The organism is Fibrobacter sp. HC4 (assembly GCF_023373925.1).
GTDB lineage: Bacteria > Fibrobacterota > Fibrobacteria > Fibrobacterales > Fibrobacteraceae > Fibrobacter.
On record NZ_JALCZV010000004.1, the window covers coordinates 114,881 to 140,477 of the forward strand.

Annotated in this window: 15 protein-coding genes; 6 read left to right on the plus strand and 9 right to left on the minus strand. The window is 50.8% G+C overall.

Annotated elements, in window-relative coordinates:
- Positions 1-66 precede the first annotated feature (66 nt).
- From MMG03_RS03920 to MMG03_RS03935, 4 genes are all read right to left on the minus strand, one after another.
- The gene (locus MMG03_RS03920) at positions 67-2,205 is read right to left on the minus strand and encodes a carbohydrate-binding protein (RefSeq protein WP_073234291.1); all 2,139 of its coding nucleotides are present in this window, start codon (positions 2,203-2,205) and stop codon (positions 67-69) included.
- A 210-nt stretch (positions 2,206-2,415) separates the two neighbouring features.
- Positions 2,416-4,683: a carbohydrate-binding protein gene (locus MMG03_RS03925; protein WP_249505658.1), complete on the minus strand. Its 2,268-nt coding sequence runs from the start codon at positions 4,681-4,683 to the stop codon at positions 2,416-2,418.
- A gap of 189 nt (positions 4,684-4,872) precedes the next feature.
- Complete coding sequence (locus MMG03_RS03930; protein WP_088665828.1) at positions 4,873-6,210, minus strand: hypothetical protein; 1,338 nt, start codon at positions 6,208-6,210, stop codon at positions 4,873-4,875.
- The gene (locus MMG03_RS03935) at positions 6,207-7,070 is read right to left on the minus strand and encodes a DUF4423 domain-containing protein (RefSeq protein WP_073161128.1); all 864 of its coding nucleotides are present in this window, start codon (positions 7,068-7,070) and stop codon (positions 6,207-6,209) included. Before MMG03_RS03935 ends, MMG03_RS03930 begins: the two co-directional genes overlap by 4 nt.
- 776 nt (positions 7,071-7,846) lie before the next feature.
- Here MMG03_RS03935 and metH point away from each other — a divergent pair.
- On the plus strand, positions 7,847-11,491 hold the full coding sequence (gene metH, locus MMG03_RS03940; RefSeq protein WP_073234281.1) for a methionine synthase: 3,645 nt from the start codon (positions 7,847-7,849) through the stop codon (positions 11,489-11,491).
- 17 nt (positions 11,492-11,508) lie between these two features.
- Positions 11,509-12,558: an acyltransferase gene (locus MMG03_RS03945; RefSeq protein ID WP_249505659.1), complete on the plus strand. Its 1,050-nt coding sequence runs from the start codon at positions 11,509-11,511 to the stop codon at positions 12,556-12,558.
- A 15-nt stretch (positions 12,559-12,573) separates the two neighbouring features.
- Here MMG03_RS03945 and MMG03_RS03950 read toward each other — a convergent pair whose 3' ends face one another.
- The 4 genes from MMG03_RS03950 to MMG03_RS03965 are packed head-to-tail and all read right to left on the minus strand — an operon-like array spanning position 12,574 to position 15,836.
- Complete coding sequence (locus MMG03_RS03950) at positions 12,574-14,223, minus strand: ABC transporter ATP-binding protein (RefSeq protein ID WP_249505660.1); 1,650 nt, start codon at positions 14,221-14,223, stop codon at positions 12,574-12,576.
- Positions 14,220-14,486: a PqqD family protein gene (locus tag MMG03_RS03955; protein WP_073161133.1), complete on the minus strand. Its 267-nt coding sequence runs from the start codon at positions 14,484-14,486 to the stop codon at positions 14,220-14,222. Before MMG03_RS03955 ends, MMG03_RS03950 begins: the two co-directional genes overlap by 4 nt.
- A gap of 19 nt (positions 14,487-14,505) precedes the next feature.
- Positions 14,506-14,946, minus strand: coding sequence for a S24/S26 family peptidase (locus MMG03_RS03960; protein ID WP_249505661.1), 441 nt, complete (start codon positions 14,944-14,946; stop codon positions 14,506-14,508).
- A complete protein-coding gene (locus MMG03_RS03965) occupies positions 14,943-15,836 on the minus strand; it encodes a hypothetical protein (protein ID WP_199505679.1) in 894 nt (297 codons plus the stop codon). The genes MMG03_RS03960 and MMG03_RS03965 overlap by 4 nt, the downstream gene beginning before the upstream one ends.
- A 76-nt stretch (positions 15,837-15,912) precedes the next feature.
- On the opposite strand from MMG03_RS03965, the gene bioA reads away from it, so the two are divergent.
- From bioA to MMG03_RS03980, 3 genes are all read left to right on the plus strand, one after another.
- Positions 15,913-17,283: an adenosylmethionine--8-amino-7-oxononanoate transaminase gene (gene bioA / locus MMG03_RS03970; protein WP_249505662.1), complete on the plus strand. Its 1,371-nt coding sequence runs from the start codon at positions 15,913-15,915 to the stop codon at positions 17,281-17,283.
- Between the two features lie 6 nt (positions 17,284-17,289).
- Positions 17,290-18,069 (plus strand): 6-carboxyhexanoate--CoA ligase, encoded by a 780-nt coding sequence (locus tag MMG03_RS03975; protein WP_073161136.1) that lies wholly within the window; start codon positions 17,290-17,292, stop codon positions 18,067-18,069.
- An 84-nt stretch (positions 18,070-18,153) separates the two neighbouring features.
- Complete coding sequence (locus MMG03_RS03980) at positions 18,154-19,284, plus strand: MFS transporter (RefSeq protein WP_249505719.1); 1,131 nt, start codon at positions 18,154-18,156, stop codon at positions 19,282-19,284.
- Between the two features lie 7 nt (positions 19,285-19,291).
- Here MMG03_RS03980 and MMG03_RS03985 read toward each other — a convergent pair whose 3' ends face one another.
- Positions 19,292-22,159 carry a hypothetical protein gene (locus tag MMG03_RS03985; protein ID WP_249505663.1) on the minus strand — a complete coding sequence of 956 codons (2,868 nt, stop codon included), beginning with the start codon at positions 22,157-22,159 and terminating at the stop codon, positions 19,292-19,294.
- 220 nt (positions 22,160-22,379) lie between these two features.
- Here MMG03_RS03985 and MMG03_RS03990 point away from each other — a divergent pair, with 220 nt between their 5' ends.
- Entirely contained in the window at positions 22,380-25,490 is a 3,111-nt protein-coding gene (locus MMG03_RS03990; protein WP_249505664.1) for a polysaccharide lyase family 1 protein, read from the plus strand.
- The last annotated feature ends 107 nt before the right edge of the window (positions 25,491-25,597 follow it).

Sequence of the window (25,597 nt, forward strand, 5' to 3'; positions counted from 1 at the left end):
GACATCCCAGTTTCCCAGGACGCCCCTTTTTGGTTTTGGTTTGGTTTATGGAAGTTTTTATGAATCTTACTTAGTTACGTTCACTACAGCAGAACCAGAGACGGACTTCACCAGATAGGAACCCTTTGCCTTTACAAGGTCAGCAGTCTTGTTCTGCAGATCCACAGATTCAGACTTGAAGGAACCCATCAAATTACCGTTCATATCGAACACGGAGTAGTTCTGTTCGCCAGCCACGTCAAAACGGACCTTGACAATACTAGTCGTATCTTCAGGATCTTCGGGATCCACAACCGGTTCCGGGTCAGTTGCGTCCTTGCCTTCGACGAAGGTGAAGTAGTCTACATCCAGCCAGTCGGAGGTCACCTGGAAGCGAAGGATATGTTCACCTTCGGTAAGGGTTACATTTCTCTGGATCTTGTCAAAGGAGTCAAAATTGCCTTCGCTAGAAGTAGTTGCCGGAGCGACGATGGTATCGGTAATAGCCTTGCCATCCATCAAGAGCTGGAAACTTGCAGTACCGTTGTTGGAAGCCACATAGGCGAACATGGTGTAATCACCGGACTTGGCCACCTTCACGGTGTATTCAAGCCATTCACCATTGCGGTTGTAGCCGACCACGTTGCCAAAGGACTTCTTGTAGATATCGACGCCGGTGTCTTTGCGGTAATCAGAACATTCAGAAACATCGGTATCCGAGCAAGAATGGTTTTCGGAATCGGTATCATAGAAAGTCTTGTTGGCGTTACCCGTACCCGGGATATCAAAGTCTTCGGCCTGGATCTTGCCCGGGATGGCGAGGGCTTCACCCTTGAACGGTTCACGGGGAGTAGGAGGTGCAAAGGCGGCAGCACCAACCAGGGTCACAATGCAGTCCTTGTTGGAGGAACCGGATTCCATCTTGATGGTCACGGAACCGTTAACCACATCATATTCATCCAGGTATTCCGCATTCTTGTTTTCGCTGGTCATGTAGGCGCGAACGGTCTTGACATCTGCACCCTTTATGTTGACTGTAACAGTCTTTGCGTTCCTGGCATCACGATTAAGGAGAACCACGATGACGCTATCGCCATTGGCGCTCTTGTAAGCGGAAGCATGAACGTCAGTTTCGGGCTTCAGGGTTGCACCCACACGAACTGCACCCGGACGGATGAATCGGGCAAACTGGCTCATGATGTAGCCGCGCTTGGAAACCTTGCCCACTTCGTTGGAAGGAATGGAAAGCTTATTGCTAAAATCCGTTTCCATGATCAGGCCATAGCAACGACGGATGTACCACCAGGTGTACTGATTGAAGTTACCAATAGCCAAGGCACGATGAATATCGTAGGCCACGTCCATAGCGCGGACGGTGTCCTTCTTGTTCTGATTTGCCTGGTCACCGGTATTCATAATCTTACGCCAATAGTTGCCGCTGCCCTGGCTTTCGGTATAGTGTTCCGTCATCCAGCGTTCCACATTTTTCTGGTCAGCGAGAGAGTACTGGAACCAGGAATCTGCGGTATAGGCTTCACTAGCGTAGAAGTGGGCGCCAAGAATGTCCCAGTTCTTCAGAACATTATCATCCTTCAGAACCTTGTCGTACATGCCCTTGGCATAGGCAAAGGATTCCGTAGAAATCACCTTGGTGCCATGCTTACGCATCTTGGCGGCGTAATCTCTGGTAAAGTTGTAAATTTCGTCAGCAGACCAGCAGGCCCATTCGCCGCACCAGTCCGGTTCGTTGCTGATGGAAAGGGCGTATAGGGGAACACCCTGGTTGATCATGTATTCTGCAAAGCTATTCAGATGGTCAACATACTTCTGGTAGTTGCTGGAGGCGATGTGCTGACCGGCACCTGCATAGTTGGAAGTCCAGGGGGTTGCATAGAGAATGAAGTCATTGCCGGCATACTTCTTGGCGGACTTGGCGGCGGCAACATCCTTGTTAAAACTGTTAGAATTTCCGTAAACCGGAATACGGAGGGTATTCAAGCCAATTTGGCCATCACCGGTACCAAAGGCAAGCTTAGCATCGGCATCGGAGAGACCTTTACCGCCCTGCCATTCATTGTGGACCATGCCACCAAAACCACGAATTACCTGATATTCAGTATTTGCATCGACAGTAACAGTCGAAGCCAAGGCGCTACCGGCAAAAAAGCCCAGGATGCCAAACAAAGACGCAATCTTGCCTACGCAAGAGCAATTTCTATTCCACATATCCCATACTCCATGTATGAAGAGCGACACCACTCGCCCTATGCAACTTAAACTATTCCATTTCGGAGCATATATCCACTATGGACACCCACTTCCCATGGACAAATTGTCCATAGACAAAAAGCCCCCAGGCAAATTCTGGAGGCTTTTTTGGATGCGTTTATGGTATCTTTTGACGATTTTCGCCTAAATTCAACGATTTTCTGCGTTTTAGCGAACCACACGGATCATGGACTTTTCACCATTGGTACCACGGATCATGAAGATGCCCTGGACACCCTTGGCAGAATTTTTCCACTGGGCCGTTGCAGAAGACAGGTCCTTGGCTTCGATGGTAGCCATCTTCTGACCGTTTACATCGAACACCTGGAAGCTTCTGGAAGAGGTCACGTTCATACGGATAGACTTAATGGAAGTAGGATCAAGTTCCACGTCATCCGGTGCATCGGCGCCAGCAACGAAGTTGATGAAGTCGATGTCGAACCAGTCTGCAGTGGCGGTAAAGCGCAGGATGTGCTCGCCCTTGGTCAGGTTCACATTGGCGCTAACCTTGCTGTAATCGTCAAAGTTCTGGGCAGATTCTTCGCTCTTCTTGTTGGCGGGAACAGTGATATCTTCTGTAATATCCTTGTCATCGATAGAAAGCTTGAAGCTGGAACCACCATCAGAAGCAACAGCGGCATACATGGTATAAGTGCCAGTTTCAGCAACGTTCACCGTATATTCCAGCCATTCGCCTTCGTTGATGTAACCCACAATCAGCTTACCGCCAGCCTTCTTATAGATATCTACGCCAGTACCGTCACGGTAGTCGGAGCATTCCGCTTCCTTGCCGGCATCGGTGCAGGAGTGGTTTTCGGAATCCTTGTCATAGTAGGACTTCAAATCGCTACCGCGGCCAACACCGGGAACGTCAAAGTCCTCCATCTGGATCACACCGGGGATAGCCCAGGCGGTGCCGCCATAAGGTGACTGCGGCGTGGGTTCAGTAGTTCCGCTACCTTCGAAGCCCCAGGCCTTGATAGCCATGGTAGAATCCTTGGCACCCTTGAACACCAGGAACAGCTGATCCACAATACCGGAGAGGCCTTCAACTTCGCACTTGTTTTCGGCATAGGTTGTCTTGGAACCAGTATTCTTCAGTTCGCAAGTACCAGCCAAGGTGCCAGTTGCAGAACCCTTGCGGATTTCAATGGTGTTCCCATCGGCAACACTACCCGCTTCAACGATAAAGCCAGTTGCTGCAGTACCGAAGTCTACACCAGAAACGCGAATCCAGGATTCCTTGGTAGAAAGAGGCAACAGAAGGCTACCAGATACCTTACCCGGAGCCCACAGGGAACGGCTACGGACGCCTCTCTGCTTGGAGCTAGTCAGAGCCGGATACCAATCGTACGGGTCAAAGTTTTCAATCTGTTCCGGACCTTCGTTAGTGCAAACCACCTGCTTAATGGTACCATCGGCGTTATAGAACATTTCGTCTACAGAAACGCTACGGTGGTAACCTTCGTTAGGCTTAGGCATGCCATCATCGGCAGGGATAATTTCCAGACCATCGTGGCCCTTGGCAATACGGCGGTCATGGTAAACCACATAGGAATGGCCCTTGAATTCGGCGATACCGTGGTGGTTGTTATTGCCGTTAATGCTCTTGCCATTCATGCTGGGATCGCCAAGGATGGTACCCTTCCAGGTAAAGGGGCCCGTGGGGCTATCACCAATACCATAGTCAATAGTGGGAGCACCCTGCTGCCAGCCAGTACTGTAGGAGAAGTAATACTTACCTTCATGCTTATGGATGTAGGAAGCTTCCAGCATCTTGCGGGTAGACAGGCCGTTCACCTTCACGTGAGAGCCGGTACCCACCGGAGCATCCTTGGCATCATTCAGCTTTACGACGTCAAAGTTATCTGTGTTCGGACGACTAGTGCTTTCGCCACCACCCCATGTCACATAGGTAGTACCATCGTCATCGATGAAGATACCCGGGTCAAAGCACCAGGAAACGCCATCACAGTCAATATGGCCCTTTCCCCAACCGGCAACCAGCTTGTCCTTGCCACCGCCCACAGCGTTGCTCCACGGACCGGCGATGCTATCAGCCTTGATGTAGCCAATACCGCCGCCACCGCCATCGGGGAACACAATATAAAGTTTACCAGTCTTGGGATCGGAAGCAATACCGGAAGCCCAAATATCACCGATGCCGTTGATTTGACGGGCATCATAGATAATACCGAAATCAGTCCAGTTCTGCATGTCCTTACTGCGGAAGCCGTAAAGAGCATAAATCTTATAACCATCGGAATTATAGGGAGCCGGGTCATCGGAATCGGTGATGATGTAGAAATATTCATCATCGGCGGCGGCACCCGGGTCAGCCAGATAATGGTAAGTTGAAATCGGATTGTAGGCCAGGCCGAAGGTTGCAAGACCTGCGGCAAAGGTGGCGCCAACCACTTTCTTTAAAAGCTTCATGCTAAACTCCCTAAGGCCTTAAATACACCCAGCCTTATCTTTTCATTTCTAAAGATATTTCCGGCAGAAGAAAATTTTTCACACCGAAAAAGGGATTTCATTGACATTTTGTCAACGTGAGCGGCAAACTAAAGAAAAAAAGCCCGTCGCTTTTGCGACGAGCTTTTTTCATATAAAGCCTAACGGACCTTAGGGCGTTAAACCCTTTACGCCATAGATTTCCACGTCATCGACCCAGAGTTCGTATTCGCCTTCGTCGCCACGGCGGGCGGCAAAGATACCAAGACTGTTCACATGATCCTTGACAGCGTCCCAACCGACGTTTCCGCCAATCTTGCTTTCGCTTGTAGGATCCAGATCGTCTACGGTAATCACAATACGAGTCCACCTGTCGGTAATTCTCTTATGGCCCCAAGCCTTGCTGGTCTCGTAACCAAGTACGCTATCTGCGGTGCTGTTGTCTACGTGAACATCGAAGGAGAAGCTGACCCACATGGAATCGTTATCCGGATTTTCGCCGCGAGCCCAGAACACAACGGAATCAAGTTCCGAGAAGTCATGGAATTCGGCGAAGTTGTGACCCATCATGGTCCACACCAAGTTGGAATCCTTGTGACAGCTCATATGAGCTACCAGACCGAACTTGGCTTCTTCCACAGCATCCAGCTCGATAGTCGCATTCCTGGATACAGAAGTGTACCAGCGGTAGGTGCCATCGTCGAAATCATCCAGCAGCACATAGGGGTAAACCTCTACGGTATCTTCGTCTACGGAATCCTTCGCCGTTGTATCGGCAGGAAGCGTATCGGGAGTTTCAACCTGAGGACGGGTTCCGATAACCACGCCATCCTTGGACTTTTCAGACACCACAGTCACGGGAACAAAGCCGATGGTCTGGAAGTTGTCGTAAACTTCAAGCTGGCCGTTGACATTCACGTATTCGCTGGTGTAATAGATAAAGCCCACAGCGTCAAAGGATCCTTCGGGCAGGGACTTGAATTCGAAGTTGCCCAGAGAATCCGTCTGCACAACGTAATCAAGACCGCGGATACCCACGTAGGTAGACTTGTTTCCCTCGGGAATCAATACCTGACCGCTCATAGAAGTAGTCTTCTTGAGAACCATGGACAAGGTATCGCAAACGCTATCCTTAACGACAATACGGTCCAAAGCCTTATCGGAGCTACCACGAGCTTCGACAAGATACTCGCCGGCCTTCATCCTGGGCAGGCTCAACCGGCCCTGGTCGTCGGTCTCCTTATTCCAGATACCGGCGGCAGAATCAGACTCTTCAAGACTATTGACATAACGAGAGCTGGAACCAGCCAAGAAATGACTCGGTCGCACCATCACCTTAGTGCGAGCTGCAGGAGAGCCGTCAGCCTGGCGTACAGTCATGGCAACAGAGTTCTCCGTTTCAAACGAAGAACCGGCAGTGTCACCCACGCTGTCGCTAGAACATGCGACAAAAAGCGCACTGAATGCGCTTGCTGCAGCTAAAGTTAAATGCCACACCCACTTTTTCATTTTGTCTCCCTTTTTACGCCCTCCGCTTCATCTACGGTGCCAACCCCGCCCTTTCGGGCAACCGGGTAGAACGCCATCGAGAGTTGCATTACCCGATCCGGATTCTTGGCGCCATCCACGCGCTTCTGAACCAGGCGACGGAATTCACGGAGCATGTCCCCCAGATCCTCAAAGCAGGACTGGTCGACAGACAATGTAAGTGTAGAAATATTTCTTTCGTCCACAGGAACGTTATCAAGCGCATCGCTGGCTAAAGACAGCACCTGACGCTGGAATTTGCGAACTGCGGCCTTCTTTTCGGGTCCGCCAGCGGTCAAATGGGCGTCTGTAAGCGCAAGTTTACCGGAAGCCATCTTCTTTACCAGACCCACTTCCAGCAGAGTATCGATTGCCTCTTGCACCTGGGCCTCGGAAATGGGCGGGCAGATGTCATGGGCGATCTGCTTGATGTTCACCACGCCACCATTCAGTTCCAGGTAGGCACGGACGGCGGGAATCCACCAGTTTTCAAGCAGTTTAAGTTCGGCGGCCTGCAGGCTATGACGGTTCACGTCCCTGAGAGACAGGGCCTTGGCCATCAGTTCTTCGCGCTGACCCTTGTCCTTGGTAACGGAGGCAGAGAACAGCAGGTCGAAGTACTCGGCTTCGCGGCCAGACAGTTCAAGCATTTCCTTCGCGGCAGGCAGCGCACGGGCAGGCAGGTGCTGCTTCTTCTGAAGCACCCTGTACAGGTAGCTGGAATCGAGGCCCAGCTTGTCACCCATCATGCGATAGCTGTAGAAAGGCATCTCTGCCTTTTTACGATCATAGAAGGCTTTCAGGAATTCGCGGTAGTCCGCTATGTCAGAAAAAGTAACCATATTAATTATCCAAATCTTTACACCAATAAGATAGACTTTGGACGTTTTAAAAAATAGATATTTCGCGAATTTGCCGTGGACGTTTTGTCCAAGCCAATCGTGATTTTTGTCACAAAAATATAAGTTTCGATACAAAATTGGCGTTTTCAGGCGAAAAACCGCAAATTTTAAAAAAAAGAATGGGATTCCTCATGGATAAAAACGCCTCAAAGGGGGCCGGAACATCTCCATTCAAGAGCAAACTGTGAGCGCGGTCAACAAATCAGCAATCGGATGCCATTTTACACAGCCCGCTGGCGGTGGAAATTATTCCAAAGGCAGTGAAAGGGGCGGCCTGCGATGATCTTTTGCGAAAAAGGCGGTGGATTCTGCGAAAAACGGTGGTTTACACTGCCTTTTCGCGAATTTGCTTGCGAAAGCGGCGGGTTAAACGATGAAAGTGGCGGTCTAAACAGAGGAAATGGCGGGTTGGACAGCCAAATTGAGGCTTACGCAGAGGCGAAAGGGGCGGCCTGCGACGATCTTTTGCGAAAAAGGCGGTGGATTCGGCGAAAAACGGTGGTTTACACTGCCTTTTTCGCGTGATTGCTTGCGACAAAGACCGCGTTTCAAATAATAGTTAGCAGTTCTTTGCCCGACGTACATTATATATAAAAGGGATTTTCTATTTCGCGTTATAGTTTTTATCAATAACAAATCATTTATTTTCAGTTTTCGTAATTGGCAATGCCTATAGAGTAGTGGATTAGCGGCACCTTTTTTCTAAAATTCCAATTATGACTTTACGTGAAGCATTTGAAAGTAGAATGATGCTCCTGGACGGGGGCATGGGTTCCGTCATTCAGACCTACGGCATCAAGGGCGCCAACAACGATATGTTGAGCATCGAACGCCCCGACGTCATTCTTGATATCCAGCGCCGCTATGTAGACGCCGGCGTGGACGTGCTGACCACCAATACATTCTCTAGCCAGAGAGTGAGCCAGCACGAATACCATCAGGAACATCGTATCGCCGAAATGAACCGCGCTTCCGTAAAAATCGCTAGGCAGGCCGCCGACGAGGCCATGGCAAAATATGGCCGTCAGGTGTATATCGCAGGCGACGTGGGCCCTACCAGCAAGATGCTTTCTATGAGCGACGACGTGAACGATCCCGCCAGCCGCTCCATTACTTTCGATGAACTGGAAGACGCCTATCTAGAACAAATTCAAGTTCTCTTGGAAGAGGGCGTCGACGCCATTCTCATCGAAACGATTTTCGATACTTTGAACGCAAAGGCAGCCTTGAGCGCTTACAGCAAGGCCAAGGAAGCCATGGAAGCCGCAGCCATCGCCAAGGGTGAAACGCCCCGCCCGGTAGAAGTGATGCTTTCCATGACGGTGAGCGACGCTTCGGGCAGAACCCTTTCTGGCCAGACTGTAGAAGCATTCGCCATTAGCGTCATGCATGCAAAGCCTTTGAGCATCGGCTTGAACTGCGGCCTGGGTGCCGACGGCATGATTCCCTATTTGCGTCGCATGGGAAAGGTGGCTCCCTGTTATTTGAGCTGCCACCCCAACGCAGGACTCCCCAACCAGTTCGGCGGTTATGACGATACCCCCGAAGACATGGTGCGTCTCATGACGCCTTACATGGACGAACATCTGGTGAACATGATCGGCGGTTGCTGCGGAACTACTCCCGAACATATTGCCGCCATGCGCAAGATGCTGGATGCCCTGCCTGCCGATTACGAACGTCGCAAACCCGCACCGAAATTCGCAACATCCCCGCTGCTGCGCCTGGCCGGTTTGGAACCGCTGTTGGTCAATCAGGTACGCCCCAGCAATGGCGCCGACAACTGCAATTCCGAAGATTTCGTCCCCGTGGGTGAACGTTGCAATGTGGCAGGTTCCAAGAAGTTCCTGCGACTGATCAACGAAAAGAATTACGAAGAAGCTCTGGACATCGCCCGCAAGCAGGTAGAAGACGGCGCCCAGGTTGTTGACGTGAACATGGACGATGGCCTTCTGGATGCCAAGCAGGAAATGCGAACTTTCCTGAACTTGCTGGCTTCCGACCCGGCCATTAGCCGCGTGCCCATCATGGTGGACAGTTCCCGCTTTGAAGTCATCGAAGAAGGTTTGAAGTGCGCCCAGGGCAAGTGCATCGTGAACTCCATCTCCCTGAAGATGGGCGAAGAAGCTTTTATCGAACACGCCATGACGGTGAAGCGCTTGGGTGCCGCCGTTATCGTGATGCTCTTTGACGAAGAAGGACAGGCCACCAATTACGATCGCCGTGTAGCGATTGCTTCCCGCGCCTATAAGCTCATTACCGAGAAGTGCGGTTTCGATCCTTCTGACATTATTTTCGACCCCAACGTCTTGACGGTAGCAACAGGCATGGCGGAACACAACGCCTACGCCCATGACTTTATCCGAGCTTGCCGCTGGATTATCGACAACCTGCCTGGAGTCCGCATTTCTGGCGGTCTTTCTAACTTGAGTTTTGCCTTCCGCGGAAACAACTACCTCCGCGAAGCCATGCATTCTACGTTCCTGCATTTGGCAACTCCCAACGGCATGGGCATGGCCATCATGAATCCGGCCGCCGCCGTAGACTACAAGACCATCCCGCTGGAATTGCGCATGGCCATTACCGAAGTTCTGCTGAATACCTATCCGGAATCCAGCGAAGAGCTGATCGAAATTGCAAGCCGCATGACTGCCGCCCAGATGGCCGCCAAGGAAAGTGGCGCCAAATATGACCCCAAGGCCATTTTTGCCGTAAGCGCCGGAGCCGCGAACGCCGCTAGTTCTGAAAGCGCGGGTGCCGATGTCGCCGCAGTGCAGACCACTCCGGAACAGCGTTTGCAGGAAGCCCTCCTGAAGGGAACTTCAACCACTCTTCAGCCGGATCTGATGGAACTGATTAACCGTGGCGACAGCCCGGTGAACATTATTTCGGGTCCTTTGATGGACGGCATGAACGAAGTGGGCCGCCTCTTCGGTGAAGGAAAGATGTTCTTGCCCCAGGTGGTAAAGACAGCCCGTACCATGAAGAAGGCCGTTGAAATTCTGCAGCCCTACATCGAGGCCGGCAAGGAAGAAGGCGCCGCCTCTCGAGGCAAGATCGTCATCGCCACCGTCAAGGGCGACGTCCATGACATCGGCAAGAACATCGTCTCCGTGATCATGGCCTGTAACGGCTTTGACATGGTGGACTTGGGCGTGATGGTTCCCGAAGATGTGATTGTCAACGCGGCAATTGAACATAAGGCGGATATCGTCAGCCTTTCCGGTCTGATTACTCCGTCTCTTGAAGAAATGTGCACCGTGGCCACCAAGATGCAGGAAGCGGGACTCCGCATTCCCATTATCGTTGGCGGAGCCACCACTTCGCCTACCCACACCGCAGTAAAAATCGCTCCCTGCTACGATGGCCCCGTATTCCACGTCCGCGATGCCGCAAGCAATCCGGGCCTGGCCCAGAAACTTCTGGATCCCTCCACCAGCGCAGAAACCATCGAAGAAAACCGCAAGGAACAGCAGCGCATTCGCGACAAGCAGGCTGGCATCATCTCTGCTGCCGAAGAAGCCATGGCCGCTGCAGAATCCACTCCGGTGGAACGCCGCTACAAGTGCGACTGGGAAAAATATCAGCCGGTACAGCCCCCCTTCATGGGCGAAAGCAAGTTGCCGCCTATCGCCTTGGAAAAGGTCATCCCGCTGATCAGCTGGGAATACTTCTTCTACACCTGGAAGGTAAAGCCGGATTGCGAAGAAGCAATCAAGCTGAAGGCCGACGCCGAAAAACTGCTGGCAGAAATCAGCAAGCCCGAATACGCCCTGCGAGCCGTTCAGGCATTCTACCCTGCCGCCGGTACCGATAGCACCGTCCAGTTCAACACCGGACGCACCGGCACCGCAGCCGACCTGGTTGAAGTCACCACCGCACGTCAGCAGAATCCCGAAGGCACCTGCCTTGCCCTCTGCGACTATGTGGCCCCCGCCGACGCCAAGACCGCCAGCGTGTTCAGTAGCGTTCTGGGCGACAAGATTTTCCGCGATATCGTGGGCGCCTTTGCCGTTACCGTCAGCGACACTTTCGTAAAGCGTCTTGAAAAACTGAAGGCGGAACAGGGCGGCAGCGATTACGATGTGCTCTTGATGCAGACTGTGGCAGACCGCTTGGCCGAAGCAGGCGCCCAATACCTGAGCAATCAGCTGGACGCAAACAACAACTGGAAGGGCATCCGCCCCGCCGTTGGCTACCCAGTACTGCCCAACATCAAGGAAATCTTCAACGTGGCAAAGCTCATCGATTTCGACAGCGTAGGCATCAGCCTCACCGAAAATGGCGCCATGTACCCGCAGGCATCTGTCAGCGGCCTGTACATCAGCCATCCCGAAATCGAGTACTTCAACGTTAAGTAAAAGATTATATTTAGGGCATGCCCAAAAAACGTATTGTAGGCCTGGACATCTTTAGAGTCCTTGCAGTTTTTATCGTATTCCTTTTTCACGCACAGCTTTTCCTGAAGTGCGATTTCGGTCCCGCCGACAGCGTGATTCAAATGGGCGCTGTTTTCATGACAGGGTTCTTTATGCTCTCTGGTTTTGTTCTGTACCTGACCCATAGTCAGACGAACTTAATGCAGGTAACAACCCTAAAAAAATTCTACTTCAAAAGGGCCATCGGTATTTTACCGCTCTACTACTTTTTCGCCTTGCTCTTCATTGTAACTCTAGGGCAGGAATCCCTAAAAGAAAACCTGATTCTCGCTCCCGTAGAAATCCTAGGGCTTCAATCCACGTTCTCTTCCATTTTCACGGTTTCTCATAATGACGGGACCTGGTTCATTTCGTGCCTTTTGATATGTTACTTGCTATTCCCCTTGATGCAGGAAGTGGCCAAGCAAATCAGCTCCCGTGCAAAAATTTTGATTATCGCATTCTGCGGTGTGGCCCTGTGCTGGGCACCCGTCATCGTTCATTTCTACCACACCGCTTCTATTTACGAAAACCCCTTCTACAGAGGCCTTGAATTTACCATCGGCGTCATGCTCTGTTCTTTACGCAACGACGCTATTGCAGACAAGTTTAAATTTTTGCAGCAGTGGAAATTCTTTGCAGCAGAATTTTTACTTTATGCCGTGGCGGTAACCGCCGCATTAAAAATCGGAATTCCCGGAAACTATATGCTCTTTGATTTTATTGCATTGCCTGCATTTGCAGCGATGTTGTGGAGCCTTTCCGGAGTCAAGTCAGAAGCACTTGAAAATTCAAAAATTCTGCAGTTTGCCTGCAAGATTTCCTACGCCTTTTTTCTGGCCCAATCCTTCTGTTGGATTCCCGTTTTCAAGTTCCAGGAACTGACCGGAATCAACAACGGATTTTTAAACTTCGCCATTTCATTTATCGTTTGCATTCTCGTATCTGCAGCAATGCATATATTGGTGGAACGTCCGGCCACCAAGAAGCTAACTAAGATACTGCAATAATTTTTTGCGAATAGGTTACAGCCTTATCACGCCATCGCAAAGTTTGCAGACTTCTTCACGGTGCGTAATAAAGATCATGGTCTTCTGCGGGAACGCCTCGAAGATGCGGCGGAACATTTCCTTTTCGGTATCCACATCCAGGGCGGCGCTAATTTCATCTAGCAACATGATGGATCCGCCTTGCAAAAGACCGCGGGCAACGGCGATACGTTCCGCCTGACCTTCGCTAAGACCATAGCCCCGTTCACCCAATTCCGTATCAAGACCATCAGGCAGATCATTTACAAAATCTGCGCAGGCAATGTGCAGCGCCGCAGAAATTTCCTGGTCAGTTGCCGCAGGATTTGCCATCTGCATATTCAGGCGGAGAGAACCGCTAATCAGCGAATTACCCTGAGGAACATAAGCAAAATTTTTTCGGGTAGATTCATCGGCAGAAACTTCCCGAGGATCCGGGCTCCCTGAATAAACAATAGTCCTGCCAACGTCAGGTTTTACAAGACCAAGCATGATTCTAAAGAGTGTGGTTTTTCCAATACCGGTTTCACCCATCAGCGCCATTTTGCTGCCAGGCTTAAAATCAAGATTCAAATTTTCTAGAACTTTTCTACCGTCATCGTCATAGGCAAAGGAAACGTTTTCAAAGCGGACACCTGCAGAAGGGAACGGTTCCATTGAGTGTTGCACTCGGTCAAGGTTAGCGGATTCCTGGGTCAGACGATTTTCAATAATTTCATCAACACGGTCAATACTTGCCGTAGCATGAATCAACTGAGGAGCCGAATTCAGCAAATTAAAAATGGGATGCTGAATTTGACCTACCAATTGCAAAAACGAAGTCATCACGCCAAAAGTGATTGTTCCATTTCGCAGTCCAATACCGCCCCACACAAAGGCCAGCAAATAACCAAGCCCAAAAGACAAGCCAATCAGCAGACGGACAATCACCGTAAAACGGCTACGGACAACAACGCGCCCCATTAAGCAGTCCTGCATATTGTTCAACAGTCCGCCCACAAATCCCTCGCTCACCATGGAACGGATCAGAGCGTCATTCTCGGCACACTCCTGCACATGCATCTGAACGCGGCTTTCACTTTCGCGAATTTCTGCAGTCATCTTTCGCAGACAGCGGGCAATCAGTTTTCCCAGCACCAATGCAAAAGGAGTCGTCAACAGCAAGGCCCAAGCCAACCGCGGATCAAACCAGCGCATCAGCAAAAAGGCACCCACAAGCTGGATCGAAGTCACCGCCATTTGCGGCAACTTATCAAAAGTGACATCGCAAATGGTTTCCACATCCTTCATGACGCGGGACGCCACATCACCAGAATGAAGGGTTTCCTTGCCGTAAAGTTTCCGTGAAAAAATCCTTGAAAAGACAACCGCACGCAAGCAGTTAACGCCACGAGTGCAAGACTTGATACCCAGATAATAATTCAGCTGTCGCAACAAAACGCCAGCCACAACGGTTCCCACCAGGAACATAACCATCACGGCAACATCATGATTGGAGCCTTCATGAATCGTCACATCGATAAAGGTCTTGCTCAACCAAATCGTAAGCAAGCCCGAAGCCACTTGGAAAACGCCAGCCATGACGCGAGCGCACATGTTCATGCGTTCGCCTCTTGAATTGCGCCACAACCAAGTCAGATATTTCATTCGACGACTTTAACCTCTTGCCACTGGGCTACAATGGCAGACACATCGGCCTTGGCCTGAGCTTCGGAAACTTCATATTCCTGGCAGAGTCTTTCAGCCAGACTATCCACAGTAAATTCGCCTTGCGACGCTTCATTCCACAAGAAAGCAGCGGTATCATTCAGGCAAAGCAGACGACCAAAATCCAGGGCACCGAGGCCCTCGCCCATAATCACCTTTTCGCCGCACACATCGCGAAGAACAAAGCCATTCTTGATTTTCATTTTACGTCCTCAAGTACAGTCAAACTTTATGAGTTATAAGATAAATTTTTAAAAGGTATCTGCGGATAGGCAAACACAAAGCCCAAAGCTTCGCACAAAAAAGACTCCACCTGGAAATCAGCGAACGGTGACGCCCCTGTTCATCCACCACACGGATGGCCTGGGCCTTTACATCTGACAACTTGCAACGTTCCCCAAAAGTCAGATTGCCATCCCCCATCAGCGTTACATTCTCACCACTGATTTTCACAATCCGATGAACCACATAACGGTTCCCCTCAACAAAGGCAAGCACCACATGGCCCACCTTCAGGTTTTCGGGTTTTACAAGAACCAGTTTTTCGCGGCCGCCCACAATAAAGGGCAACATGCTACGACCATTCACCGGGAACGTTACGCTCACGCCACTTTCTACAAGGCGGATCGCTTCCGCTATAATAACTTCATCCGTAATGTTCACTGCGCAGAAACCTCGGTAAAGGCGCCGTAGCAAACTTCGGCCGCATTCTCGTCGGGAAGGCATTCCAGATGGAACATTTTTACTTCCTGGGCAAGGCGGTTTTCTGTAGCGTGGAGGCCATCGGCCACTTTCTTATCCCAACGCATTCCAGAAATGCTCACCACCAGAGCCATATAGGCTTCAATTCCCTTTATGGGGCGAATTTTATTTTGCGGAGCCTGACTCAGGTTTACTATTCCCGCCAGCGGAACCCTGCTATTCTTATAACAGGGAGTCTTACCACTCCAAGGCGTTCCGTAGACCCAAACGCCATCCTCTTCAAGACGGACCACAGGATTGTCGTCATTCAAAAGATCAGCGTTACTGAATCGACGCAACCACATTCTCGCGTGAGTGCTCTTTCCTGTTCCGCTTTTTCCAAGGAACATGTAGCCTCGATTTTCACGAGCAATTACTGCCGAATGGAACAGCACCGTATTCTTGCAGGACGTGGCCAACGCATACAGCACCATCAGGGAATTGTTCAAGGCGAACTTTTGAAAATGAGCGGGCAAAGTTCCATTCACATAAAGCGAACCGCTCTGAAATTCGTCATGACAAACGAGTACTCCAGTAGATTTTCCACCCAACAGAAATTCAAATGTCGGCAAACTTTCAGCATTTTTTCCGCAGATGATTTCTTGCCCTTCATCGACCTGACGCGTCTCTTCGACAAAATCAACCCGTACATTTTCCGTAAAAATTTCCAGCGAGAATGCTAATGGCAAACCGTCTACAGATTCCAATTTAAAGGGAGCATAGTTATCCATCGACGCGAAGAACAAAGGCGAAGCATCGTCGTTCAACTTCACCTCGAAAACATGGCCAGCCACTTTAAAAAAGGAATTCATTTTCATCACTTCATAAAGTTAGCAAACCTCTTAAGCGGCACCCATAACGCACCGCTTTATTTTCTAAATTTAGGGTATGAAAAACGCCAGTGAACTTCTTGAATTTGACGCGGGTCACTTGTGGCATCCTTATGCAGCATTACGCAACACGCCGGCCAGATTTTTGGCACGTTCCGCACAGGGAACCACCATCGAAACCGCTGACGGCTTAAAACTGATTGACGCCGTTTCTAGCTGGTGGTGTGTAGCCCACGGTCACAACAGCCCCGAAATTGTTGAAGCCATTCGCAAGCAAAGCGAAAAGATGTGCCATGTGATGTTTGGCGGTTTCACCCACGAGCCAGCCATCGAACTGGGCGAACGTCTGGTGAAGTTTTTGCCCAAGGGCCTGAACAAGATTTTCTACGCCGACTCCGGAAGCATTTCTGTGGAGTGCGCCGCCAAGATGGCAGTGCAGTACCAGTTCGCCAAGGGCCATCCTGAAAAATGCAAGCTGGTGGCGTTGAAGGGAGGCTATCACGGCGACACCGCAGGAGCCATGGCCTTAAGCGATCCCGATGGAATGCATACTCTTTTCCGCGGTATCATGCCTCAGCATTATTTTGCGGAACGCCCTAACTGCCGCGCCGACGAACCATGGGACGACCGCGACTTCGCCTCTATGGAGCAGGTGGTTGCGGAACACGAAGGTGAAATTGCAGCCATTATCTGCGAACCTGTTTTCCAGGGCGGAAACGGCATGTGGCTTTATAACGCAGGCTACCTGAAGAGACTGCGCAAGCTTTGCGACGAAAAAGGCATTCTGCTGATCTTTGATGAAATCGCCGCAGGCTTTTACCGTACCGGCCCCCGCTGGGGCATGGAACACGCCTGGAGCTCCCCGGGCGACGCGGGCAAGGACTGCGCCAATTCTGGTGAAGACTGCGCCGCCGTTTTGCCGGACATCATGACTATCGGCAAGGCTCTTACGGGCGGTCACATGACCATGGCCGCATGTGTCGCTTCCGAAATGGTGGCAGACGTCATTACCAACAGCAAGATTTCCGCATTCATGCACGGCCCCACCTATATGGCAAACCCGCTGGCCTGCGCCGCAGCAATTGCCTCCCTGGACTTGTTTGAAAATCGTGATTACGCATCCCGCGTAGCCGCCATCGAAAAGCGACTCCGCGCCAACTTGGAACCGCTTCGCAACCTGGAAAACGCCGCAGACGTTCGCGTTCTCGGAGCCATCGGTTGTTTGGAACTGAAGGCTATTCCCACCAGCGACGACATCCTCCGCGTCATCAAGGAAACTGGGGTGTGGCTCCGTCCCTTCTGCAATTACGTTTACACCATGCCGCCCCTCATTACCAGCGAATCCGAAGTGGACCGCATATGCGAAGCCATCACGATGATCGGTCAGTGCGAACCTGGCCCCGTCAGCGACGACGAATTCCACGAGTAAAGATTTATGGATTACTACAGTTTGAAAATGCGTGCTTCCCAGGATGTGGAAGAAACTGGTGCAGACGGCAGCCGCAATATTCGCGAGCAGCATATTTCCGGTGCAGAACGCATCGTTTCTCGAGATGCTGTAGAATACGTTTGCCAGGCTATGGTACGCCGCGCCATGACTCATTCTAAAGGTGATCCAGACAAGATTAACATCAAGATCGAAAAGGTTGCCGAAGAAGACATCCAGATTTTGGATGCGCTGCCCGTTACCCGCATCGATGTGAATACTTGGCAGGAAGGTCTTGATAAGGCTTTTGAACTTGTGGGAGAAGCCGCTGCAGGCGTCCGCGAAAAGTTGCCGGAACTTCTCCGTGCTACCTACTCCATGCGTGGAGCCATGCTGTACGACATCCGCACCGGTGAACGTCTGGAACCCAACAAGGAACGTGGGGTTCGCGCCACCTACATGGATGCACTGCAGACCAACGCTGTTGACGACCGGGAGCCCTGCGGAACCGCTTCCACCAATAAGAATCATTTTAACGAAGCCATTGTTCTCGCCACAAAGGTGGCAAACGCCCCCGGCATGGTTGCAGAACTTTGCATCAGCGACGACCCGGAATACGTTACCGGTTATGTAGCCAGCAAGGAACTGGGCTATGTACGAATCATGAAGCTAAAGGAAATGGGCAGCCCCGATGGCGGCCGCATTTTCCTTTTCGACTCCAGCAAGGCCTCCGCCGAAGAATGCATTGACTTCTTACAAAAGAAAAAAGTGCTGGTGCGGTGTCCGTAACTTGCTTCCAAAAATCCGCGACGATCTCGTTTCTCAATGTACACCCTTAAGCCACACGCAGGAATACCCCGCTCCTTGACTTTGATGCTTGCCATTATGGCGGGCATTTCTGTGGCCAACATTTATTATTGCCAGCCCCTGCTGAACATGATCCGCATGGACATGGGGATTTCGGAATTCCATGTAAATCTCATGCCGGTGCTAACACAGGTGGGTTACGCATTAGGCCTGCTTTTCATTGTGCCGCTGGGCGATATGATTGACCGCCGCCACATTGTACTGGTGAATTTTTCCCTGCTGATTTTCGCCCTCATTACCATTTACTTTTCCAAGAACGCAGGAATGCTTCTGGCAGGCTCCTTTGTTACAGGCATCTGCTCCGTGACGCCGCAGATTTTTATTCCCATGGTTTCGCTGTTTTCGAAACCCGACGAAAAGGAACTGAAAACTGGAATGGTGTTGAGCGGACTCCTCACAGGAATTCTTGCCTCCCGCGTGTTCAGCGGTCTTATTGGGGAATGGTTCGGATGGCGCAGCATGTTCCTGATTGCAGCCGCCATGATGCTAATATCTACCGCCATCGTATTCAAGGCATTGCCCAACGTACCCACCACCTATCGCGGCACATTTTTCACCATGCTGAAATCCATCGGGGAACTTTTCCTCCGATTCCCTCAGGCAAGAATTTTCAGCATCCGCTCCGGATTCGCTTTCGGGTCTTTTCTTGCGCTATGGGCATGTCTCGCTTTCCGAATGAAGCAAGCGCCGTTCTTCCAGGACAGTAAAGCTGTTGGACTTCTGGGACTTTGCGGTATCGCCGGTGCATTAACAGTCTCTCGCATCGGCAAGTACATCAAGCGTTATGGTGTAGAAAAATTCTGCAACGCCGGAAGCCTTTTGATGGCAGCCGCATGGGCAACCTTCTACTTCGGAAATTCCAGTTACGCCGCCATCGTCGTAGGCATTATCCTCATCGATATCGGCATGCAGTTTATCCAGCTGGGCAACCAAAGTTCCGTGATGAAACTTTGCCCCGAAGCCACCAGCCGCATGAACACCATCTTCATGACCATCTATTTCATTGGCGGTTCCCTCGGAACATTCCTGGCAGGAACCTTCTGGACACTCTGGGGCTGGAACGGAACAGTGCTGGCAGGCCTATTGCTTACCGCACTGTCTTTTGGGACGACGGTGATTAGTTACTGCAGAAAATAATTCGTGCCTATTTATTGTGAATCATTTTCATTCGCAAAACCTGATGATTCACTTTTGCCTGCAGGAAATAGATTCCATTAGGAAGTCCACTCATATGAGGTTTGGCATTTAGAACTTCACCAGCATATTCTGCATTGAAAGACGCTACGCGGTGCCCTTGCAGATCAAATACTTGAACTTGAGCCATTCCTGCATTTTGTAGGTGCAGGGAGTTTGCAATCACCTGCGGGTCTTCCGAATCATCAGAAGAATCGTCGGATTTTTCACCGGCAGAATCGTCACCGGGATTTTCGGAAGAATCTTCAGAGGGATCCTCATCCACGATGGATTCGTCAGTTGCAAGCACAATGCCCTTCATGTCAAATTCAAGCTGGTCAATATTGGGGCCGCCCTGTTCTGAAACAGATTGCAACTTCAGAACATTCACGCCCTTATTCAGTGAAATCTTGATTGCCACGGAATCCCAGGTTGTCCAATCTGCGGTAGGCGGGAATGTGGCGACACCATAGCTTTCATCATTGACGAACAGTTCCATCTTGCGGGTATCCGTCTTGCCGTGGGCATAGCGGAGAACCAGAGTGACACCTTCCTGGGCAGAGGGAGAATACAAATTCCAGATGCCATAGCTGGTAACAATGTTGTCGAAATTGAAGTAGCAGTCACCAACAAAGCCACCGTTAGTTGTTTCGCAAACGCCAACGCCATCAGTGGGGACACCTGCCTCTATGCTGGACAAAACGCTCACTGCGGAATTTTCAATCTTTGCTTCTGCAAGAACCGTAATGCTTGCTGTGCGTGTGGCGGGTTCCACTTCATCGGAACCACCCTTGGTAACAATGTTGATTTCGTAAACACCTGCTTTTGTAGGAGTACCGCCAATGACATAACGGGAGTTTGTGGCATCCAGCTTTGCAGTCACACCATCAGGCAACCCCGTGATGGTAAGACCATCGCAGTTGCTGTAACCGAAGGCGTATTCCGTAATGGCGTCGCCCAGCATAATGGTCTGGAAACTAGAGCCTGCACCCTGTTTCTGGATGGCAGGAATTCTAGGACCAGCTTCGCCACCCACCAGCATAATGTCCGGAGTAGGAGCCTTGTCGGCACCAGCACCCAGCCAGAAACCGAGATGAGGCGGCTGGTTGTAGGCGGTATTCTGCCAGCTCATTCCCAAGCGATAGATCGGGTCATGGGCAAGAGTATAAAGGCGATGTGTGGTAGGAATTGTCGTGGTATAAACGTAGAGCTTGGAAGCGCCATCGTGAAGGATGACTTCTTCACGCCAGTCACCGAAAAGGTCTCCGCTGAAGTTGGGAGTCGCCTTAGTGGAATTGCAGCTATTGCCTTCCAAAGTCACCAAGTCACCAAACTTCTTGCTGGAATAATTCCACTTACTAATCTTGTTTCCATCCAAAAGTTCATCCTGAAGGTCGCCATCCCAATAGATGCGGAAATTGACGGAGTAGCGACTTCCCAGAACTTTACCTTTTGCGGAATATACGTTGCCATCGGCAGTACTCCACATTTCATAACCGCGGCTAGTGCTGTCTACGTCGGCGGCGAGGCCACGGCCATTATCAGCATCGCTGTTGGAACTCCACAGGATTGCTCCGGTGCGGGCGTCGTGCAGGTCGTATCCGTAGGGCTTTTCTTCGTGAACTTCCCATACTTCAAGGCCTTCGTGATCCGGATCCAGGTCTCCCAAATGAATGGCATCGCCGTGGCCCTTGCCTGTGCGATACATGAATTTACCATTGTGATCAATGGCACAGGCACCTTCGATGATTTCATCGAAGCCGTCGCCGTCCACATCACCTGCAGAAAGATTGTGATTGCCCATGCCGTAACATTCGCTGCCCTTGGTAGCGGCATTGTAATACCAACGCTGGCTCAAAGTTTTTCCGTCCCAGTCGTAAGCGGCAATTGCCATACGGGTGTAGTAACCACGCTGGAAAACCATGCTGGGTTTCTGTCCATCCAAATAGGCGTTAGTTGCCAGGAAACGGTCTACGCGGTTGCCGTAGGAATCGCCCCAGCTGGAAACTGTTCCGCGAGCGGGATTGTAATTGACCGTAGCCAATTCCACACCGGTCTCGCCATTGAACAAAGTCAAATATTCATTACCGCCCAGAATGTAGCCGTTGGAATTGCGGTAATCCTTAGTGTGGTTTGTTTCGCTGGCGGCAGCGCCCTTGCTAATGTACTTGCCGGAACCATCCTTTGTGCCAGGGGCTGTTTTCATGGCCACTTCAGCCTTGCCATCGCTATCGTAGTCGCCCACCAGAATCTGGGTATAGTGAGCACCTGCGCGAATATTTACGCCTAGGTCAATGCGCCAAAGTTTTTTGCCATTGAACTTATAGCAATCCACAAACACGTTGCCGGTCTTTCCCTTCTGGGAATTATCCTTGGAATTGCTAGGATCCCACTTCAAAATCAGTTCATATTCGCCATCGCCATCTACATCACCTACGGCGATATCGTTAGGGCTGTAAGTATAATCGGAACCACCCGCGGGGCGATCCAGATTAACAACCAGCTGCTGGGAACCCCACACAGAGACAGTCTTGTCTGCAGATTTTTCAACGCCGTTCACAACCGGGCGTACATAATACTTACTAGCGCTTGTACCTTGAGCATCCGTATAATTGCTGGCGGCTTTTCCATCGAAGCTTGCGATTTTTGCGCCATCACGATAGAGGTTAAAACCAGTGGTGTTGCCGTCGGTACCCAAAACGCGCCAACTGAGGTAAACGCCCCCGCTAGTCTTCACAGCCACCAGGCCGCGATCCAGATTTTCCATTTGACGAGTTGCGTTTGCAACACCAAAACCCATTACAAGCGTAAGGCCTGCACACACCATAAACCTTTTCATAAACATCCCTTGGGAACCCAAACACCATTTTCCGGGATTTCCCAAACCTAAAGATACTCGGTATTACCGCACATGTACACCTCAACAAAATTTTTCTGTTGTCCAGCGACAACGCGTAGTCTATAGACAACTCTTTGATTTTATTAGGGATACGATTTTGCAGTGACCGAAAATATTTTTGAAGAAAATTCCAAATGAAATGGATTTTTGGGAGTGCAAAATGTTTGGATTGGGTAAATTCGTGATTGTGGCAGGAACCGCTTCCGCCATTGCAGCAACACCTACTATCAAGGTAGATTTTGACCAGAGTGGTCGAAATAGTTCCGAAGTCACTGAGGGCAATTACATCCCCTGGGTAGTTACCGGGGCAATCTCCAAAGACACGACTTTAAGTGGAGTCAAGATTACCATAAACAAGGGCAGTGCGGGAACTGCTCTAAAAACAAACTGGTACAAGGCTTCTATCCAGTCGCCCTATTACGCAAAGTTGGTTGGAGATGGCGTCACCGTAGATGGCGGAAATTCCGGCGGAGAAATCAGCCTTACTTTCTCTGGACTTTCTGCAGGAACTCACAGCCTTCTCGCCTACTTGAACAATGTGGACGCGCCCGAAGCCTTTAACTACAGCAATATTGATGTCTACGTCAACGGGACAAAAAAGATAACCGTCAAGCCATCCAATCGAGCCCTCACCACAGAGAACGCTGCAACAGCCTACGTTTCCTTTGAGGTAACTTTTGCAGGCAGCGCCACCATCAAGTTCGTTCCCAGCACATCCAGCGCAACATTTCGCAACGTGACTCTTAACGGATTCGCCTTGAATGTTCCCAATTCCGCAGCACAATCTTCCGGCCCGATTCCTGCTGATTTAAACGATCATGCCGCCCACAATAACGGGGACTTGACCTTGTCCTGGACGGCAGCAGTTTCCGCAAAGAAACATCAGGTTTATTTCGGTACCGATTCTGCCGCAGTACTTGCAGCAACTTCAAAGAGCGCAGAATACAAAGGCGAACAAACCGAAACAACATTCGAGGTCACTGGAACGAATCCTCTAAACTCCTATTTCTGGCGCGTTGACGAAGTGGATGCCAACGGCACCATCACCAAGGGCGACGTGTGGCGTTTCCGTATTGGCCGTGTGGCTTTTGATGGTGCTGAAGGTTATGGGCGCAATGCAGTGGGCGGCCGCGGCGGAAAAATCGTCTATGTTACCAACCTGAATGATTCCGGCGTAGGCTCCTTTCGCGAAGCTGTTACCAACGATATCGGCCCCCGCACCATCGTTTTCAAGGTGGGTGGCGTCATCAATCTAAAATCACGTCTCGTACTGAGCAGCAATTATGTGACTGTAGCAGGCCAGACGGCACCCGGCAAGGGCATTACTATTACAGGCGCCCCCTTCGGTATTACCGGTAACGATTGCGTTGTCCGCTTTATGCGAGTGCGTCGCGGATATGCCGCTACCGCCGAAGAACAGAACCGCGGTCTTGACGGCATGGGAATTACTGGTGCAAACCATAGCATTATTGACCATTCCTCCATCAGCTGGACTACCGACGAAGCGTTCAGCAGCCGTGGAGCAAAGAACATCACACTACAACGAACCCTCATTTCAGAAGCGCTGAATATTGCGGGCCACCCCAATTATCCTGCAGGAACGGCCCACGGGTATGCCGCAACCATCGGGGGCGACGTCGGCAGTTTCCATCACAACCTGCTGGCTCATAATGATGGCCGCAACTGGAGCATGGGCGGCGGCCTGGATGCCGCAGGAAATTACGCCGGCAAGCTGGACATTTTCAACAATGTGGTTTACAACTGGGTGGACCGCGTAACCGATGGCGGCGCCCACAATGTGAACTTCGTGGGCAATTACTATAAGGAAGGCGCTGCCACCACATTGCACGGCTACACGCTCCGTGCCCAGCTGGAAGGAACCGGCGGCGGAACCCAGGAATACTACTACCATAACAATGTGCTGCAGGCTGCTAACGGTTCCTTCACATGCGATGGCACCAACGACAACTGTGGTCGCGAATACCAGAAGTACGATAAGCAAGTGCTGAACTGGACTGTATTCGTCAACAAGCCTTACTTTGATTCCTACGCCACCATCCAGAGCGCAAAGGCCGCCTATAAGGACGTGCTTAGCGATGTGGGCCTGAACCGCACCGTCATTGACGATCACGATTCCCGCATGATTAACGAAGTCAAGACCGGCACTTACAAGTACACCGGTTCCGTCGGCAAGAAGCCCGGCATTCCTGACCGCGAAAGCGACGTGGGCGGCCTGGAAAATTATCCTAGCGTAAGCATGGCAAATGATTTTGACTCCGATGCTGACGGCCTTCCGGACTGGTGGGAAAATATGTACGGTCTGAACGCAGCTTCGGCAAAGGGAGACTTCAGCGACGCCAACAAGGATCGTCTCGGCGATGGCTGGACGGAACTGGAACGCTACCTGGAATGGCTAGCCCACGCAAACTTCACCTTCGAAAAAGGCGAAACCCAGACCATCGATCTTTCGCAGTACACCAAAGGCTACGATGGCGGCACTTATACCTTGAGCAATATTCCAAGCGGTGTCACAGCAACTGTAAGCGGATCCAAGATGACCGTGAAACTGTCCGACACTTTTGCAGGCGTTGGCTACATTACCTTTACCCTGAAGGACAATGCCGGCGACACCTATTCCCGCAAGATCGGCGTTACCCAGAAATTGGCTGCAGTATCCGCACAGGATCCGGAACCCGGTGTAACCACCATTGCTAAGTGTGGCGCAGGAAGTTCCAAGCAAACTGTAGAAAAAGGTGCCGCCATTGTCGACTTTTGCTACACCTGGGAAAATGCGAAAACCGTTGAAGTGACTGGACTTCCCGAAGGATTACTTGTTGACACAGACAACATAAACAAGAAAGTTTCGATTAGCGGCACAGTAAATGACGAGCCTGGTGAGTACGCATTTTTAGTCACTTCTATTGGTGGCGTAGGAGAAGCCTATGTCAAGAGTGGAATCATTACCGTGGTAGGAGAAGAACCCGATGACGATGGCGATGTCACATCCGTTGCCGCATTGAACCAAAAAGCATTCCATGTCGCCATCCAGAACAACATCGTCCATCTTTACGGATTGCCCCGCAACGTTGCAATCAGCGTGACGGATTTGAGCGGCAAACACCTAATGACTTCCAAGTCAATCGTTTCCGTAAACGGCTCCGCCATTGTAAACCTGAATGACTATAGCAGAGGCTCCTACCTAGTGAATATCCGCGGCCTTTCCAACAATGGCTCCCGGGTCAATAGAAGCATGCAAGTACAGGTGAGATAGACAAGTGTAGCGATGTACATTGTAAAACCCGAGACGCAATAACAGCAAACATCCTGTCCCAAAATACTTGACTTTTGTCCCATGATTATTTATATTGGTCAACAAGG

Coding starts and splice junctions, on each gene's coding strand:
- MMG03_RS03945 (WP_249505659.1), top strand. CDS start 11,509: ATGCCCAAAAAACGTATTGTAGGCCTGGACATCTTTAGAGTCCTTGCA.
- MMG03_RS03965 (WP_199505679.1), bottom strand. CDS start 15,836: ATGAATTCCTTTTTTAAAGTGGCTGGCCATGTTTTCGAGGTGAAGTTG.
- MMG03_RS03985 (WP_249505663.1), bottom strand. CDS start 22,159: ATGAAAAGGTTTATGGTGTGTGCAGGCCTTACGCTTGTAATGGGTTTT.
- metH (WP_073234281.1), top strand. CDS start 7,847: ATGACTTTACGTGAAGCATTTGAAAGTAGAATGATGCTCCTGGACGGG.
- MMG03_RS03975 (WP_073161136.1), top strand. CDS start 17,290: ATGGATTACTACAGTTTGAAAATGCGTGCTTCCCAGGATGTGGAAGAA.
- MMG03_RS03930 (WP_088665828.1), bottom strand. CDS start 6,210: ATGAAAAAGTGGGTGTGGCATTTAACTTTAGCTGCAGCAAGCGCATTC.
- bioA (WP_249505662.1), top strand. CDS start 15,913: ATGAAAAACGCCAGTGAACTTCTTGAATTTGACGCGGGTCACTTGTGG.
- MMG03_RS03925 (WP_249505658.1), bottom strand. CDS start 4,683: ATGAAGCTTTTAAAGAAAGTGGTTGGCGCCACCTTTGCCGCAGGTCTT.
- MMG03_RS03935 (WP_073161128.1), bottom strand. CDS start 7,070: ATGGTTACTTTTTCTGACATAGCGGACTACCGCGAATTCCTGAAAGCC.
- MMG03_RS03980 (WP_249505719.1), top strand. CDS start 18,154: ATGCTTGCCATTATGGCGGGCATTTCTGTGGCCAACATTTATTATTGC.
- MMG03_RS03955 (WP_073161133.1), bottom strand. CDS start 14,486: ATGAAAATCAAGAATGGCTTTGTTCTTCGCGATGTGTGCGGCGAAAAG.
- MMG03_RS03920 (WP_073234291.1), bottom strand. CDS start 2,205: ATGTGGAATAGAAATTGCTCTTGCGTAGGCAAGATTGCGTCTTTGTTT.
- MMG03_RS03990 (WP_249505664.1), top strand. CDS start 22,380: ATGTTTGGATTGGGTAAATTCGTGATTGTGGCAGGAACCGCTTCCGCC.
- MMG03_RS03950 (WP_249505660.1), bottom strand. CDS start 14,223: ATGAAATATCTGACTTGGTTGTGGCGCAATTCAAGAGGCGAACGCATG.